Source organism: Thalassobaculum sp. OXR-137 (assembly GCF_034377285.1).
GTDB lineage: Bacteria > Pseudomonadota > Alphaproteobacteria > Thalassobaculales > Thalassobaculaceae > Thalassobaculum.
This window is the reverse complement of the sequence record NZ_CP139716.1, coordinates 85,427-101,300: the sequence shown is the minus strand read 5'-3', so window position 1 is coordinate 101,300 and position 15,874 is coordinate 85,427. Positions and strand designations below refer to the sequence as shown.

Here is a 15,874-nt window from a genome sequence, read left to right as displayed (position 1 = left end):
GGATGGCACGCCCCCTCCCCTGCCCTTCTAGGGGTTTCCGTACCAGATTTCCCCAAAGTAGCGGTAAGCCGTTGCAGTGTTTTCAATGGCTTAAGCGGGGTGTCAGAATCATGTTTTTAGTGTTTCCAACAGCTTAACGGTCATTTCTGTTCTTGCGCCCTCCAGCGTGGGCCAACCGGCCATATTCCTCGATCGCAAACCTGATCCGGCCGTTCATATTGATGTGTCGATGGGCGACCGGCGCGATATGCGTGAGGTGCGGCTCGGGCAGGGTACCGGCCGGCAACCTGTCGATGACCGTTTGCATCGCGCGGGTGTTCCACGCCATGACGATGTTTGTGAGCAGCGTAAGTGCGCCGGAGATTGCCGTCGCCTGGGCAAGCGTGCGCCCATGCTTGGCCTCGATCCGTCCAGCCATCAGTGCCCGCTGCAGCAAATGGATCGACTCACCCTGTGACAATAGCCGATGCACCTCACGCCGGAAGTCCGGCTTGATCAGATAATCGAGCAGGAACAGGCTGCGCAGCACCTTGCCGAGATACGTACCGCACTCATAGACAGGTGTGCCTTGGGCGGCACTTCCGTGACGTTCGATGACTGTCGCCGGCGAACCGTAGCCAGCCTCGAGCGAGGCAACCATATGCAGGAGACCATCCCAGCCCTTGCGCGCCAAGCGGCTCGGCGTGATTTGCTCAACCCGGGGCACGAGTTGTTCGGGAACCCGGACGGAGGCCGGCAGATACAGTTTCCGACTTGCGAGATCGGCAAGCCGCGGCGATAGGTCAAAGCCCAGCAGTTTGGCCGTCGCCAGGGCGAAGTGCGTAAATCCGTGAGTGTCGACGGCCAATCGCTGCAGATCAGCCACCTTCTGTTTCAGCGCGCCCTCGAGGGCGGCACCGGCCTGCCGTCGATTAAGGACGATCGGTTGGTCATAGGCGATCGCCCACCGATCCAGCACATGGGTGTAGGTGCCGATCGCCGGCGTACGTCGCCGCGGCTCGATGCGAGCGGTCCACAGGTGTCGCGTTGCATCCAAGCTCATCATGTCTGCCGATGCCGCAACGCCAGTCCCCCACATTCCAGCCACAGGCTGGGACACCATATCGGCGGCGACCTGGTCGCATGCCGCGCGCAGCCGGCCGCTCTCCTCGATCCCGCGTATGGCGAGTTCGATGCGGTCGTCGCTGATCCCGTCCACCATCCGTGCCATGTCGGAGGCGGACTTGTCGGTCCCGAGTGCCAACAGGCCGGCATAGAGAGCCCCCAGTTCGTCCGGGCTCCGTGCTGGCCGTCCCAGTAGGGTGGTCGAGAAGCCGACCTGGGCATCGGTCTCTACGATGACATCCGGCAATTGCGCGCTGCCGATCTCCTGGAACAACCGCACTCGTGTCTCGTCGACCGCCGGGTCCTTAGGCACCGCTTGGAGCCTGGGGACCTGGAACCGATCGCCGGTGATACCGATCTCACCTGCGGCAATCGCTTCCTGCAGCATCTCCATTCGCAGACTGAGTGGTTCTTCGAACCGTCGAAGATATGCGTCCAGGGACACCGGCCATCCGTGCCGACGCGTTGTCGTACCCCTGGCCGCCGCCCAGATCTCGGCGGGCATCAATTGATCGTCGATGCTTCGGTGATGGATGCTGTGCGGTGCACTTACCGAGCCGTTGCGCAGGCTGCGCTTGAGCAGCATGGCGGTCGCGACTTCATAGGCCGCCAGCCTCGCCTCGTCACTGCTCGCAGCTGTGACCGTGCGTGCCGACGTCGGTGGGAACGGGTTGCTCTGCCATCGAGCCAGTTCTGAGGATCCAGCCCGGTAAACGTCCGCCAGAGTGCCGAGAGCGTCTCGCAGCGGATGTTCATCTGGAACCGCCAAGTCGAGCTCTCCGACCTGTCGCAGCAGCGTCCGCAGCCGCTTCGGCGCGGCGGCCATCTCAGCGCGGATCGCCTGCACCCTGCCTCCCGACGGCGACATCGACCGGAACGGCCCAACTGCCCGCTCTATCGCCGTGCGCAAGCCGTTCTCCGGCAGGCACGGATCGTCAAGCGCACCGATGATGGTGGCGACCCCGACACGATAGCGGTTTAGCTCTTCCAGAGCGCGCTCTTCGACCGTCCGGCGGGCCTGACTCCATAGCTGGCCGATCCGGCGGTTTGCCTGTTCAAGCACCGTGTCGGTCAACTCCAACAACTGGAGGCGGAGCCAACAGCCGATCTCGACAGTCCGCCGCGGCTCCCGCAATCGGGATAGAGTTGCCGCCTTGCGCCGTGCAATGCGCCCGCTGTGCTGTCGTATCCGATCGATTGTCAGGTCTGGAACGACAATGCGGTCCGCGCCGAGCCGGTGCAGCACGGCGATACGATCCTGGAGATCAGCGATGTCCTTGCGGCCATAGCCAGCGGGCGGAGCTCGCAACCAGTCGAGCAAGGCCTCCCCCGATCGCGGCCCACCATCCGAGAGTTGGGCTGCCCACGCTCCCGTCGCCTCCGAACCAACCACGATGCGTATGCTCCTGGCCAGTGCCTCGAGTGCATGGAGCTGCGCTGCGGCTGCCATCTCCTCCAATGGCCTGGTGCCGGGCAGAACGTACCGGCGGTCGTACAGCCAGATCCGCACATCCTGCACCAGATCGGCACGCTCGAGCTGAGTGGTGGCCTGGCGCCGGAGGTGCGCTGTCAGTTTGCGTGCTGCGTGCTCGCCGAGCACTCGGAAGCCGACCGCGTCTGCAGCGATGCGTTGGTGCTGGAACAGGGTCATCCGTCGCCGGTAGATCGACCGCAACGTCGCGATCCGCGGCGCCGGCATTCCGGCGTGAGCCGCAGCGCAAGCCAGCACCGCCACGGGCAACCGTTCGAACAGAGCGAGCGGTCGCCCGGTCATCCGCAGAAAGCCGATCTGCAGGATCAAGCCCAATCGGGTTAGCGGTCGGCGCCGAGTGCCGATGAAAGTGCGTTCCTGCTCGCTGGGCTCGAAGAAGAACTCGATCTCGGCCGAGGTCAGCGATGCCGGGACGGTCTCCAGGCCCAGGTATTGCCTCCGCCAACTTTCCATCGATCACCCCGCACCGTGTCTGCGAAGAAGCGTAGGATGAATCTGTCTGCCGAGTCCCCAAGAACAGAAACAGCCTCTAACTTATTGAAATCACGAAAAGTACGATTCCGCCCACGATTGTAAGTCATTGAAAAATCTCAAAAGCTATACCGCTACTTTGGGGAAATCTGGTACGGAAACCCCCTATCGGCTGTCGCTGCCGGAAAAGGCGCTGCGGCTTCTCGGCCGGTTCGGCAAGGCCCCTCCCCCACCTGACGATCATGTTGCCAGCCAGGCCGCCCGCACGGCCGAGATGGACGCCTACAGGAAGGCCCTGCCCCTTGATGCTCTAGCGCTGTTCGAGGCTGGCGATAACGCACTAGGACGGGCGCTCGCGGCTCTTGGAAAAGCTGTGCAGAAACGTGAGTCCGCCAAGCAGACTGAATCCCCATCTGATCTTTATCTAAGAGGGAAAACATAAGCGGACGCCGCTGTTCGGGCCGCTTATGCGGCCCTGCGGCGGTTCCGGACCGCGTGATAGGCGGTCCGGCCCGGCACCCTCAGAGCAAAATCACCAACCGCCTCGCCTGCGGCCAACGTCGCATGGGCTTTCGAGAGAAAGAGGCGGCAAAGGCGGCGCAAGAACATGTAACCATGTAATCATGTGTGCATATTGGCTTGAAATGTGCGATTGTTGTTTCGTACGATACAAAGAGGCCGCTATGTCCCCCGCCAATCCGACTGCAAAAACCTACGCCGCGCTGAATCGGGCATTCGCCTTTTTCAATGATCGTCTGTTCGGCGGCGAGCTGCCGGGCTGCCTCGTGACGTTGCAGCGCAAGAACAAAGCCTATGGCTATTTCGCGGGCGGCCGGTTCGGATCGAAGGACGGCGCGGAGATCACCGACGAGATCGCGCTGAATCCGTCGCATTTCAAAAGCCGAACCGACGAGCAGAGCCTTTCCACTCTCGCCCATGAGATGGCGCACCTTTGGCAGCACCATTTCGGCAAGCCGTCGCGCGCCGGCTACCACAACAAGGAATGGGCCGCGAAAATGCACGAGATCGGCTTGCAGCCTTCGGATACCGGACAGCCTGGCGGCAAGGAAACCGGGCAGTCATGCAGCCACTACATTGTCGAGGGCGGCCGCTATGCCCGTGTCTTTGCCGAGTTGTCGGCGCTGGCCGACTTTACCGCCCTCTATGTCGAGCTTTGGGACGACGCCGACGCCCGGAAGGCGCGCAAGGCGAAGTCCGCCAGCAAGACCCGTTACACCTGCCCGTCATGCGAGTTGAACGCCTGGGCGAAACCTGATGTCCGCTTGATTTGTGGCGAGTGCGACGAGCCGCTGGCCGCCGCCGAGGGAGTGGAGTAGTTAACCGTTCTTACATGAAAGCATGTTGTCATGTAGGGGAAAAAGCATGTAGCCTTTATTTCATGAAAGGATGCAATCATGATTACAGTGGCGTTCTGCACGCAGAAGGGCGGGACCGGCAAGACCACGATCGCGACGGCGCTTGCGGTCGCGGCTCACCTGGCCGGGAAAAAAGCAGCCCTGCTCGACCTCGACCCACAGACAAACGCCGTCAACTGGTTCGACCGACGCGAGGGCGACGGCCCGGACGTTGCCTCGATCCAGGCCGGCGCTATCCGGCGCTCGTTGGACGCCTATCGCGGCCTTGGTATGGATTGGGTGTTCATCGACACGCCGGGCAAGATGGACAGCGCCTCCACCGAAGCGGCCAAGCACGCCGATATAGTGCTGGTTCCGTCGCAGGCGCAGATATTTTCGATCGAAACTTTGGAGCCGCTAAAGCGGCTGCTGGATATCGCCGGCAGTCCGCCAACGTTCGTTGTGCTCAATCTGGTGCATCCGAACGCTGGGGGCAGGGCGGTTGACGATGCCGCTGCGATTGCCGCGAGCTTTGACGTGAAGGTCGCCCCCATCCATGTGTCGCGGCTGAAAACCTATGAGGACGCCCCGGCCTTGGGGCAGACGCCGCAAGAGCTGGAACCGCAGGGACGTGCGGCCCAGGAAGTCGCCGGCCTGTTCACGTTCCTTTCAGAGCAGGCAAGCATGATTACAGGAAAGCATGAAAGGATGAAAGCATGAGCCGCAAGCCTTCGCTTCTCGCCACGGCGATCAAGACCGCAGAGCAGTCCGCATCTGCTCCGGAGGCCCCGCCAGAGCCGAAAGGTAGCGTGCCAGCCGCGCAGCCGGCCGGGAGCTATGTTGCGCCCTCGCGTGCGAACAAGCTCGGCAGAACGCATTTCCTGCCGCCGGTCTATTGGGAGACGCTGGACGAAATCAGCTTTCGCAGCAGGGACGAGAAGGGCAAGAAGATTCCGAAGGAGCGGCTTGTTGCCGAGGCGCTGAACCTGCTTTTCGCCAAACACAATTATCCGGTTGTCCGTGAGGATGGGGATTGAAACTATAACAATATGCACTATAGTTTAGAGTGTTATAGCGGAGGCTCCGTGCGGATTTTCTTGACCAGAGGCGTTGTGCGGTTCGCTCGCAGGCAACGGATTGCTGACGCCAGCTTGGGCGAGGCGATAGAGCGGGCCGAGCGCGGCACGATCGACGCCGATCTTGGTGGCGGCCTCATCAAGCAACGCGTGGCGCGGCCCGGTCAGGGACGCTCCGGCGGGTTTCGGATGATCGTCGCCTATCGGGCCGCTGGTCGCGCGGTGTTTCTGTATGCGTTCGCCAAGAGCGACCGTGACAACATCGACGCTGACGAGCTGGAAGCCCTGCGCACGATCGGCGCTAATTGGCTTGCCGCGTCGGCCGAGTTGGTCGGGCAAGCCATTGAGGACGGAGATTTGAAGGAGATCGAGCATGACGACGACGAAGCCTAGCCGCCTTTCCCGCGAAATCGCGGAAATGGCCGGCGCGCAGCGCCGCCTCGGGATCATGGACGAGGCGACCTATGAGAAGATCACGGCGCGGCATCTTGGAGAGAAGGCCCTGCCGACCGAAGCGCCGATGACGGGCGCGGACGTGCGGGCCGTGCGCGAGCGGGCGCACCTTAGCCAAGCCGCCTTCGGCCGTTATCTCAACGTGACGCCCGGCTATGTGTCGCAGCTTGAGCGCGGCGAGGCGCAGGCCAAGGGGCCGGCGCTGGCCTTGTTGAACGTCATTCGCCGGCGAGGCATTGAGGCGCTGCATTAATAGGGGCGCGATCATGCTTGCATGTAAGCGTGTAAGCAACCCGCCCCCGGCCGTCCCTACGGCCCTAGATGATGAGAGCTGGCCGGCCGGGGGCTAGCGTCGTGCCGAGCGGCGGAAGCCGCGACCGGCCCGGAGGCGAACGCGCCCCCACGTCGCGCTGTAGTGAGCCGGAGGGCCGCCAGTGACAAAGCCCCGGTGCGTCAGCGCCGGGACCGCTTTTCCCATCTGGCCGGCTCGGGCAGGGGGTTTTTGAACTTCTCGCGCAACCGTGCTTTTATTTCCTCGCCCGAAATACCCGGCCGGGGATCATCGGCCGCCGCCTGTATGCTGCGCTTGAGCAGTTCCTGGCGCAGATCGGCATGGGGTTCCAGCTCCTTATGTTCGCCCAGGATCACGAACACGGCTTCGGACGGATCAAGGAACTTGCCCTGTTCGATCAGGTCGAGCAGCCACAGGGCCAGAGACGGCGGCAAATAGGCTTCAAACCGCAACCCGCCCTCGTTGACCTGGTTGCGGAGCCGCTTGGCTTGTTCGACGGCATGGGTCCTGTCGGCGGGATCGGGCCATTCGGGCGCATCGCTGTCGGTCATGGTTTCATCTTTCATGCCTGGTCGAACAGCCCCCGGAACTCGGAATCGGCGTAATAGGCGAGCTTGCCGGCGACGATGGGCCGTTGCCCGGCGAGGAACAGCAATTCGAGATTTTGCGGCAGGTTGCGGACCTCATCCGGGGTCAGCAGCGGGCGGGCGGTGTGTTGCTCGCCGTAGGTGATGCCGGTCTTTTCGGCATCGAGGGCGCGGCTCATGGTCTGGAACACGACCGTCTCTTGCCCGAGCAGATCGGAGACGAGGCGGGCGCTATCGTGATCGTTGACGCCGAAGACCTGTAGGACGCCAGCGTTCGACAGGAATGTGCCGGCGCGCTGGCCGTAGGTGGCGCGGAGCTGGTGAACGTCTTGCAGGATCGGCCAGAGCTGGACGCCGTAGCCGGCCATGAGGCCCATGGCGCGCTCGACGGGGGCGAGGTGGCCGAGGGCGGCGAACTCATCGAGCAGATAGAGGACCGGCACGGCCGGCTTGGCGGGATCGCGGGCCATGTCGGTGAGGCTTTGGGCGACGAGCAGGCGCAGCCAGCGCGAATAGGTGGACAGGCGATCGGGCGGCAGGACGAGGAAGACGGAGACGTTGCGGCGCTTGAGATCGGCAAAGCGGAAATCGGCGCGGCCGAGGACGGCGACCATGCGCGGGCTGTCGAGGAAATGGGTATGGCGTTGCGCGGCCGAGAGGACGCCGGCCGCTTCCCGGTCGGATTTGCCGAGGTGTCGGTTTGCGGCGCGGGCGACCAGGCCGGCCGCTTCAGGGGATGCCTGCATGTCCTTCAGGAGCGTGGAGAAGGCTTCCGGGGCGAGTGTGAGATAGTCGCGCAGGGTGGCGAGGTTTCGGCGCTCACGCGGCTCCTGGGCGGCTATATGGAGGATGAGGCCAGCAATCAGCGCCTTGGCTTCCTCGTTCCAATGGGCTTCGCCGGCCATGCCCGGTTCATCGAACACGAGGGCGTCGGCCAGGGTGCTTGCGTCTTCGGCCACATCGAGGCCGGCCAGGTCGAGTTGGTCGAGCGGATTGAAGGCGGCCGAGGGCAGGCCGGTAACGCCGAAAGGATCGAGGACATGGACCGGCCCGAACTTTTCACGGGCGCGGCCTGCGATTTTCGCATTCTCGCCCTTGGGGTCGATGCAGATCACGGAGCGGTCGGCGGTGAGCAGATTGGGGATGATGGTTCCGACGCCCTTGCCGGTGCGCGTCGGTGCCATGGTCAGAAGATGGGCCGGGCCGTCATAGCGCAGCGGCTTTTTCGTTTTGGCGTCCCGGCCGATCAGCAGGCCGGTATCGGCGCGGGTGAAGGGAGCCACTTCCTTGTTGGTGGCGAAGCGGGCCGAGCCGTGGGTTTCGCCTTCCATGTCCCCGAAATGCTCAATCATGGGATTGGTGAGGACGCGGAAGACGAGGATGAGAAAGACGGCAATGACGAACAGGCCGGCAATCGTTCTGGCGATCCACCATTCTTGCGGGATGCCGTTGGCGATGGCGGCGAGAACGAGCGTAATGAACAGAATGAAAGCGCCGACTTGCAGCAGATAGCGCCCGCCCCGGAGCGGCGAGAGAATGACGCTAATCAACGCCCATACCGGATCGCGGGCGGCAGCGCGCAGCATGTTTTTGAACGCGGCCCATGCAAGTGTCGCCTGATTCATGAGCCGGCCTCCCCGGCGCTCCCCGGCGCATCCTCCGCCGCCTTCGCCATTTTCAGGACTGCTGCCGTCACGATCTGGTTCAGCTTTTTCGCCTCGTCCTTGTCGAGGCTGGTGCGTTGGAGCTGGTCCATGTCTTTGCGGATCAAGGTCAGCTCATCGGCGAGTATCTGGAACGGATCCTTGCTCATGTCTGATCCGCCTTCGCCGCGACCTGATCGAGATCTTCCAGCAGCCCAACTAGTTCTTTCTGATCGACTTCACGGGTAGCGTTCTTGCGCAGGGTTGCTGCCATCCATTGGGCAATCTTGGGGTCTTTCAAAGCGGCATTGGTTACGATGGCCCCGACGATAATTTTTCGGCGGGTCTCGCTGGCCTTCTGGCGGGTTTTGAGGCGGGCGAGCTTAGCCTGCGTTGATGCAATCTGCTGATCTATTGTCCGCGCCATTCTGGTCCCCTTTGCTACTGCCCTAAGTTGCTTTTAGGCTACGGCTTATGTAGAGAACAAGACACGAAGTGCCCACTTATACAAACGCTGCGCGTTTGTGTGGGTAGGGGAGACTAGCGTTTCCCCTTAACCCCTAAGCAAAGTGCAGCCCCCGAATGGCAATCTATCATTTACGCGCAACGATGATTTCCCGCAGTCAGGGCCGCAGCGCCACGGCGGCTTCCGCCTACCGTGTGGCGGAGCGTATCGAAGACCGCCGCACCGGACTTACCTTCGATTACGCGGCGCGGGGTGGTGTCGATTACACCGAAATCCTCGCACCGGATCATGCGCCGGATTGGGTCCGTGACCGATCCGAGCTGTGGAACCGCGTCGAGGAAGCCGAGACCCGCAAGAACAGCCAGGTCGCCCGCGAGGTTCGTGTGGCCCTTCCCGACGAGCTGACCCATGCGCAGCGGGTCGCCCTGGTCCGCGACTACGCACAGACGCAGTTCGTGGACCGTGGCATGGTGGCTGATATCGCCCTGCACGCGCCGGGGCGCGAGGGGGACGAGCGCAATCATCACGCCCACATTCTGCTGACCACCCGTGAGGTGGATACAGAGGGCTTTACCACCAAGAACCGCGACTGGAACAAGGTCGAGGTTCTTGAGGGCTGGCGGGAGGCGTGGGCGCGGGACAGCAACGCGGCCCTTGAACGCGCCGGCATCGAGGACCGCGTAGATCATCGAACGCTCGTAGCGCAGCGCGACGAGGCGCTTGAGCTGGCATCGGCGGCGCGGGAGCGCGGCGACGAGGGCGCGGAGCTGCACGAGACCGTGCGAGCCATGTCTCTGGATCGCCCGCCCCTGCCCCAGCTTTCCCTTGGCGCATGGCAGCTCAAGGAGCGCGGGGTCGAGGTTGCCGCCGTGCGCGTCTGGCACGAGGTCAAGGACCGTGCCGCCGAGGTCAGGCAGGTGGTGCAGGAGCTGACCGGACAGGTTCGTAATTGGCTGGACCGCGCAGCAGAGCGCGTCTAGGATCGGGACAGTCCGAGCTGGCGCTTGCGGGGGGGCGTGATGGCCGAGAGGAGGAGCCTGACCTTGCCACGCGGTTGCGGGACGCATGGGAGGCGCGGCAGGGCCGTGAAAAGGAACGGGACGTTGATGTGCAGGAGCGGGAGGCTTCGCCGGATTTGGCGGCGCGTCTGCGCGAGGCAGCGGCGGGAATAGATCCGGACGAGCTTGCTGCGCGTGCAGCCGCGTTGCGCGAGGGCCGTGAGGCCGAGGAACGGCACATCGCGCAGGAGGCCGCGCGAGAACAGGAACGGGTGAAAGAGCTGGAACGCCAGCAGGAGATTGAGCGCGAAGCCCATCGCGACCGAGGGCATGGGATCGAGCGGTAGGGTTGGTGCTGCGCACCAAGCAAAACCTCCCTTCCCCTGCCTTATGGCTGGCGATGTCAGTCAGGTTTTGAAGAGCAGTAACCGACCTTCGCTGCACTGCGCCTGAATTCACACAGTGCGGGACAAAGTTAGCTTTCGCTGCATGCGCCCCAAGGATCGCTATCAAGGGGTCTGATTGGGTGGGTTGGACTAATGGGTGGATACTAAAAACCGGTGGATCATAGGCGACATGCCCAGTAAACTAACCAATATGAAGTATTTGTCCGCCATTCGTATTGCTAAAATCGGGTTGGCCATATTGCTTTCGGCTGCTCTGAATTTCAGCATTGCAAAAGCCGATGCCCATGTGTTTGAGGCAAGTGAAGCAGTCTTTGAAAAAGTTATTTTTGCTACCGATACGGGTGATCTTGATTTAGCTACTCATGATCAAAGATTTAGCGAAAATGGTGAGGCATTCCATGGCTTTGACGATTGCCATATCCACATTATTGGACCAAAGCAGGCGCAGTTGGCATGCGATCAGTCGTCAGCAGACCGATCGCGACACTGGGCTGACGCCTCTGTGGTCCTTGCCACGCTCCAAGGTTTTTACCGTCCTCCGCGAGGCTGATCTGCCCCCATTGCAGAGTGGTATTTTACATATCCCGCGTCGCAGCGGGCTTTGTAGAAACTCATAGATATCACAGCAGACCAAACCGTTTGAGCCGAATCTGTTTCAGGGCCATTTCATCGGTTTGATCATGGCAGACGAAGTTCCAACAGGTGCCTGGACGTGTTTTCAGTGACCTATTCAATTCCTGGAGTACGATTATGAAACTGACAACGATGACCATGGCTGCGCTGACGGTGGGCGTATTTGCCTTGGTCCCGATCACTGGCGCGACTGGAAATGCGGAAACGCCATTGCCAATGACTGCAGTAGCTGCAGCAGCGCCGCAAGATGACGATCATGCCGGAGAAGCTGCAGATGCACACGGTGATGACGACCACGCCGATGAAGCCAAAGACGCGCACGGCGATGACGACCACGCCGGTGAAGCCAAAGACGCGCACGGCGATGACGACCACGCCGGTGAAGCCAAAGACGCGCATGGCGATGACGACCACGCCGGTGAAGCCAAAGACGCGCATGGCGATGACGACCACGCCGGTGAAGCCAAAGACGCGCATGGCGATGACGACCACGCCGGTGAAGCCAAGGATGCGCATGGCGATGACGACCACGCTGGTGAAGCTGAGGGCGCACACGGCGATGAAGGCGGTGGCGATGTTGTCAAACTGGCCCCCGAAGTCGCGAAAGAGGCCGGAATCTTACTAGAGCAAGCTGAGTTGGGAGCCTTGGGCGAGTCCCTCAGCCTGCCAGCAGAAATCCGCTTTGACGCAGACCGGATGGCAAATGTCACGCCCAAGGTGAGCGGAGTCATCGACCGGCTTTTGGTTGGTGAAGGCGACACCGTTGCCTATGGAGATACGCTGGCACTGATCACAAGCCGCGAGCTTGCAGGGTTGAAAGCGAAATGGATGATTTCAAAAACGAACGAAGCCCTTGCGGCACAGTCGTTGACGCGCCTGGAAGTGCTGTGGGCGCAAAAGATCACATCTGAGGTAAATGTCCAAACGGCCCGCGCAGAGCATGAATCGGCAAAGACCGAAAGTGAAGCTGCGGAAACCGAACTGCATGCCGTCGGAATTGACCACGCCGCTCTCGAAAAAATAGCCACTGCTCCGGATGGCAACAATGCCAATGCCTATCTGACTGCACCACTTGCGGGAACAATTGTACAACGTGCGGCGACGCTGGGAGAAACGGTAACAGCCGGGGATTCCAGCGCCAAGGTGCTGTTCACGATTGTCGATGACAGCGTGGTTTGGGCCGATATCGCGGTTTACAAGCAAGACATCAGCCGCGTTCGCGTTGGCGCGCCGGTTGCCCTGAAATCAGACGCGGGCGATGTCATTGCGCAATCAACAGTGGCATTTGTCCTGCCCGTTATTGATGAGGTGTCGCGCACGGCGACGGCGCGTGTCATCATCGACAACTCTGACAGGACCCTGACCCCCGGCCAGTTTGTGATTGCAGATCTCAGCGTCGGCAATGCCGCGGAGGTTTTGCGCGTGCCACAATCCGCCGTGCAACTGGTAGAGAACCGTCCGTCTGTTTTTGTCCCTGTTGACGGCGGGTTCGCACCGCGCGCCGTCATGGTCGGCACAACCGCTGGCGGCTATGTGGAAATCCGCAGCGGCCTTGAGGAAGACGACCTCTTTGTCTCTGACGGGGCCTTCACACTCAAAGCCCAACTTGAAAAAGACGCCTTTGGCGACGGCCACGGACATTAGGATAGCTGATTATGACTGATTTTATGCACCGCATCGCAGGCGGCTGGCTTTTGGCGGCCATTGCGGCTTTTGCGATGACGCTTGGCGGGCTTTTTGCGTTTCGCGCCTTGCCTGTTGATGCCTTTCCGGACGTGACACCCGCGCTGGTTCAGGTTTTCACCGAAACCGAAGGGCTCGCCCCCGAAGAGGTTGAACGCTATGTGACCTATCCAATCGAAACGGCAATGTCGGGCCTGCCCAAACTCAAAAATATGCGGTCGGTATCGAATTTTGGGCTGTCGGTGGTGAACATCTATTTCGAGGACGGGACGGATGTCTATTTCGCCCGTCAGGTCGTGGGCGAGCGGCTCGCCGAAGCGCGTGGCAACATCCCCGACGGGTTTGGCGACCCGCAAATGGGTCCGATTTCAACCGGGCTTGGCCTCATCCTGTATTTCCGTCTGGAAGATCAGACCGGCGCACGCAACCTTGTCGAGATGCGCGAAATTCAGGACTGGATCGTCAAGTATCAGTTGCAGACCGTGGCGGGTGTCACCGAGGTTTTGTCCCTTGGTGGCTATGAAAAGCAATATCAGGTCAGGCTCGATCCCGATGCGCTGCTTGCCTATGATATTCAAATCGCCGATGTGATCAGCGCATTAGAGCGCGGAAACAAAACCGAAGGGGCGCAATTCCTCGAAATCGGATCCGAACAATACACGGTGCGCGGCGTTGGACTTGCCAAGACAATCTCTGATCTCGCAGAGATTGTCGTCAACGTGGAGGACGGGCGCACCGTGCGCGTGCGCGATCTGGGCCACATCATCGTTGGCGGTGGCGTTCGGCAAGGTCTTGCAACCGCCAATGGTGAAGGCGAAGTTGTCGCAGGGTTGGTTCTGAAACTTTATGGCACCAACACATCCGATGTCATCGCGCGGGTCCAGAAGCGCTTTGAGGAAATCAACGCAAGCCTGCCGGATGGTGTACTGGCGGTCCCCTACTATGATCAGGGAACGCTGGTAAACAAGGCCTCCGCAACCGTCACGACGGCGTTGTGGCAGGGGGCTGTACTCGTAGCGTTGGTGGTGTTTGTCTTCCTGGGCGGCTGGCGTCCCAGTCTGGTTGTGGTCCTGTCGATCCCGTTTTCCGTAGGTTTTGCGTTTATCGCAATGTACGTGCTCGGCATCAGCGCCAATCTGATGTCATTAGGGGGGGTCGCCATCGCCATCGGGATGATGGTCGACGGGGCGATTGTTATCTCTGAAAACGTGGATCGCAGCTTTGAGGAAGACGACGGCTCTGAAGAGCCGCGTATGTTGGTTGCCCGATCTACCGCCGAGGTAATCGCACCTCTGGTGGCGGCGGTTGCCGTGGTTATCGTTGTTTTCCTGCCGCTTTTCTCGCTGCAAGGGGTTGAGGGCAAAACCTTCCGGCCCTTGGCGGCATCGGCTGCACTCGCCATGACCGGATCGCTGTTCTATGCGGCCCTGATTGCGCCTTCCATGGCCTTTTCGGTGATGCGCCGATCCGGCAAGAAGGCCCCTGACAAGCCGGGGCGGACTGTCGCGATGGTCAGTGGTGCGGCCGGGTTCTTTGTCCGTAACCGTTTTTTCGCCATTGTCCTGTGCGGCATATTTTTGGCGGTGGGCGGTTTTGCAGGATCGCGACTTGGTTCCGAATTTACGCCGTCGTTGGAGGAAGGCGATATTCTGATGCGCGTCACCATGGCACCCTCGATTTCGCTTACCGAAGGGACGAAGACGACGACGCTTGTGGAAAAGCGGCTGTTAAAGAATTTTCCTGAAATCAAGTCCATCGTGACCCGTATTGGGCGTGGTGAGGTTGGCGCGCATGCTGACCCGACCAACAGCGCCGAAGCCTTCATCGAGTTGAACCCGGTCGATCAGTGGCGGCCCGGCTTGTCTGCCGAAGGTTTGCGCACGGCGATTTCGGAAGATCTGGAAAGCTTTCCGGGGATTGTGGTGAATATCGGCCAACCCATCGCGATGGCTGTTGATGAATTGCTGACCGGCACACGCGCCGAACTGGCCGTCAAAATCTTTGGACCGGATTCCGAAATTCTGTTGGAGCGATCACAAGTCCTGCAATCACTCCTGCAACAGGTTGAGGGGGCTGCCGAGGTACAGGCCGACCAGATCACCGGTGCGCCGCAACTTGTGGTAACCGTGGATCGGTCAGTCCTTGGTCGCTACGGGCTTGATGTTGAGGAAGCGTTGGATGGGCTGCGTGCAGCCGTCGGCGGGGCCGAGGCCGGATCACTGTTCGAGGGCGTGCGACAGTTTCCGATAATGGTGCGTTTTGACGAAGAAAGCCGCGACACACCGGAGGCGATCAGACGCATCGTGCTGGAATCGCCTTCGGGCGCACGGGTGCCGCTGGACACAGTGGCCAATATCGAAACTGTAATCGGTCCACGCCAGATCACACGCGAAGATGGCGAACGCTTCATCACGGTCCAGTCCAACGTGCGCGGTCGCGATATCGGCTCTTTCGTTGCCGAAGCGCAGACGTTGACGGACGCTCAGTTGGATCTACCGCCCGGGTATCGTTTGGTTTGGGGCGGCCAATTCGAGCTTCAGCAACAGGCGAATGCCCGTTTCAAAGTGGTTATTCCGATTACGTTGGGCATCGTTCTGCTGATCCTTCTGGTAACCTTTGGTCGCCTGAAATCAGCGATCCTCATCCTGTTGAATATCCCCTTGGCGCTGACAGGTGGTGCGATGGCGCTCTGGCTGACAGGGTTACCGGTGTCGGTGCCTGCTACCGTCGGGTTTATCGCATTGTTCGGCATCGCGTTGGGCAACGGTATGGTATTGGTCAGTTTCATGGATGATTTTGCGCGCGCCGGTCGCAATCTGGAGGCTTTGGCCATTGAGGCCGCAGGGCTGCGCGCGCGTCCGGTACTGATGACCGCCATGACGACGGCACTTGGGCTGGCACCATTGCTCTTCGCCACCGGCGTCGGTGCCGAGGTCCAACGCCCGCTTGCCACTGTGGTAACCGGGGGGCTTGTTTCGTCAACCGTGCTGACCCTACTGGTCATGCCCGCCCTGCACCGCTGGTTTGCACCCAGACAAGGTGGGCATCATTCGCTTGTCGAAACGGTCCATAGGCATGGTGCGCAGCCAACATCTTAGCCGAGGCACACCGAAGGACCTATCTTCTAAACTACGTCATATCTCCAATCCAGGAAGTGCAAGACGATCATCCGGTAGCTTCTCCATGCCCGCTTTCGTTGTCTTGGGCGTGGGGG

The 15,874-nt window shown here is 61.1% G+C and carries 16 protein-coding genes; 10 read left to right on the top strand and 6 right to left on the bottom strand.

The genetic code is table 11. From position 1 onward, the window contains the following. Window positions 1-133: 133 nt before the first annotated feature. Complete coding sequence (locus T8K17_RS25810) at window positions 134-3,049, bottom strand: Tn3 family transposase (RefSeq protein ID WP_322335020.1); 2,916 nt, start codon at window positions 3,047-3,049, stop codon at window positions 134-136. 127 nt (window positions 3,050-3,176) lie between these two features. On the opposite strand from T8K17_RS25810, the gene T8K17_RS25805 reads away from it, so the two are divergent. The 6 genes from T8K17_RS25805 (at window position 3,177) to T8K17_RS25780 (ending at window position 6,204) form a co-directional block, all read left to right on the top strand. Continuing rightward, entirely contained in the window at window positions 3,177-3,509 is a 333-nt protein-coding gene (locus tag T8K17_RS25805) for a hypothetical protein (protein WP_322335019.1), read from the top strand. A gap of 241 nt (window positions 3,510-3,750) precedes the next feature. Next, window positions 3,751-4,404: a SprT-like domain-containing protein gene (locus T8K17_RS25800; RefSeq protein ID WP_322335018.1), complete on the top strand. Its 654-nt coding sequence runs from the start codon at window positions 3,751-3,753 to the stop codon at window positions 4,402-4,404. A 78-nt stretch (window positions 4,405-4,482) separates the two neighbouring features. Further along, the gene (locus tag T8K17_RS25795; protein ID WP_322335017.1) at window positions 4,483-5,142 is read left to right on the top strand and encodes a ParA family protein; all 660 of its coding nucleotides are present in this window, start codon (window positions 4,483-4,485) and stop codon (window positions 5,140-5,142) included. Further along, window positions 5,139-5,459 (top strand): chromosome partitioning protein ParB, encoded by a 321-nt coding sequence (locus tag T8K17_RS25790; protein WP_322335016.1) that lies wholly within the window; start codon window positions 5,139-5,141, stop codon window positions 5,457-5,459. Before T8K17_RS25795 ends, T8K17_RS25790 begins: the two co-directional genes overlap by 4 nt. A 12-nt stretch (window positions 5,460-5,471) precedes the next feature. Beyond that, window positions 5,472-5,891 (top strand): type II toxin-antitoxin system RelE/ParE family toxin, encoded by a 420-nt coding sequence (locus T8K17_RS25785; protein WP_322335015.1) that lies wholly within the window; start codon window positions 5,472-5,474, stop codon window positions 5,889-5,891. Continuing rightward, a complete protein-coding gene (locus tag T8K17_RS25780) occupies window positions 5,872-6,204 on the top strand; it encodes a helix-turn-helix domain-containing protein (RefSeq protein ID WP_322335014.1) in 333 nt (110 codons plus the stop codon). Before T8K17_RS25785 ends, T8K17_RS25780 begins: the two co-directional genes overlap by 20 nt. Before the next feature lie 200 nt (window positions 6,205-6,404). Here T8K17_RS25780 and T8K17_RS25775 read toward each other — a convergent pair whose 3' ends face one another. From T8K17_RS25775 to T8K17_RS25760, 4 genes are read right to left on the bottom strand one after another with little or no spacing between them, the layout of a single operon-like run. Further along, window positions 6,405-6,794 carry a CopG family transcriptional regulator gene (locus T8K17_RS25775; RefSeq protein WP_322335013.1) on the bottom strand — a complete coding sequence of 130 codons (390 nt, stop codon included), beginning with the start codon at window positions 6,792-6,794 and terminating at the stop codon, window positions 6,405-6,407. A gap of 11 nt (window positions 6,795-6,805) precedes the next feature. Then, window positions 6,806-8,455 (bottom strand): type IV secretory system conjugative DNA transfer family protein, encoded by a 1,650-nt coding sequence (locus T8K17_RS25770; RefSeq protein WP_322335012.1) that lies wholly within the window; start codon window positions 8,453-8,455, stop codon window positions 6,806-6,808. Continuing rightward, window positions 8,452-8,643 carry a hypothetical protein gene (locus T8K17_RS25765; protein ID WP_322335011.1) on the bottom strand — a complete coding sequence of 64 codons (192 nt, stop codon included), beginning with the start codon at window positions 8,641-8,643 and terminating at the stop codon, window positions 8,452-8,454. The genes T8K17_RS25770 and T8K17_RS25765 overlap by 4 nt, the downstream gene beginning before the upstream one ends. Continuing rightward, on the bottom strand, window positions 8,640-8,900 hold the full coding sequence (locus T8K17_RS25760) for a hypothetical protein (RefSeq protein ID WP_322335010.1): 261 nt from the start codon (window positions 8,898-8,900) through the stop codon (window positions 8,640-8,642). The genes T8K17_RS25765 and T8K17_RS25760 overlap by 4 nt, the downstream gene beginning before the upstream one ends. 155 nt (window positions 8,901-9,055) lie before the next feature. Here T8K17_RS25760 and mobQ point away from each other — a divergent pair, with 155 nt between their 5' ends. Then, window positions 9,056-9,919: a MobQ family relaxase gene (mobQ, locus tag T8K17_RS25755; protein WP_322335009.1), complete on the top strand. Its 864-nt coding sequence runs from the start codon at window positions 9,056-9,058 to the stop codon at window positions 9,917-9,919. Here the strand turns inward: mobQ and T8K17_RS25750 are convergent. Continuing rightward, window positions 9,916-10,269 carry a hypothetical protein gene (locus tag T8K17_RS25750; protein ID WP_322335008.1) on the bottom strand — a complete coding sequence of 118 codons (354 nt, stop codon included), beginning with the start codon at window positions 10,267-10,269 and terminating at the stop codon, window positions 9,916-9,918. The two genes, mobQ and T8K17_RS25750, sit on opposite strands and share 4 nt — an antisense overlap. Before the next feature lie 244 nt (window positions 10,270-10,513). Here T8K17_RS25750 and T8K17_RS25745 point away from each other — a divergent pair, with 244 nt between their 5' ends. From T8K17_RS25745 to T8K17_RS25735, 3 genes are all read left to right on the top strand, one after another. Next, window positions 10,514-10,894 (top strand): hypothetical protein, encoded by a 381-nt coding sequence (locus tag T8K17_RS25745; protein ID WP_322335007.1) that lies wholly within the window; start codon window positions 10,514-10,516, stop codon window positions 10,892-10,894. Between the two features lie 200 nt (window positions 10,895-11,094). Continuing rightward, window positions 11,095-12,621: an efflux RND transporter periplasmic adaptor subunit gene (locus T8K17_RS25740; RefSeq protein ID WP_322335006.1), complete on the top strand. Its 1,527-nt coding sequence runs from the start codon at window positions 11,095-11,097 to the stop codon at window positions 12,619-12,621. Window positions 12,622-12,632: 11 nt separating this feature from the next. Then, window positions 12,633-15,758: a CusA/CzcA family heavy metal efflux RND transporter gene (locus tag T8K17_RS25735; protein WP_322335005.1), complete on the top strand. Its 3,126-nt coding sequence runs from the start codon at window positions 12,633-12,635 to the stop codon at window positions 15,756-15,758. The last annotated feature ends 116 nt before the right edge of the window (window positions 15,759-15,874 follow it).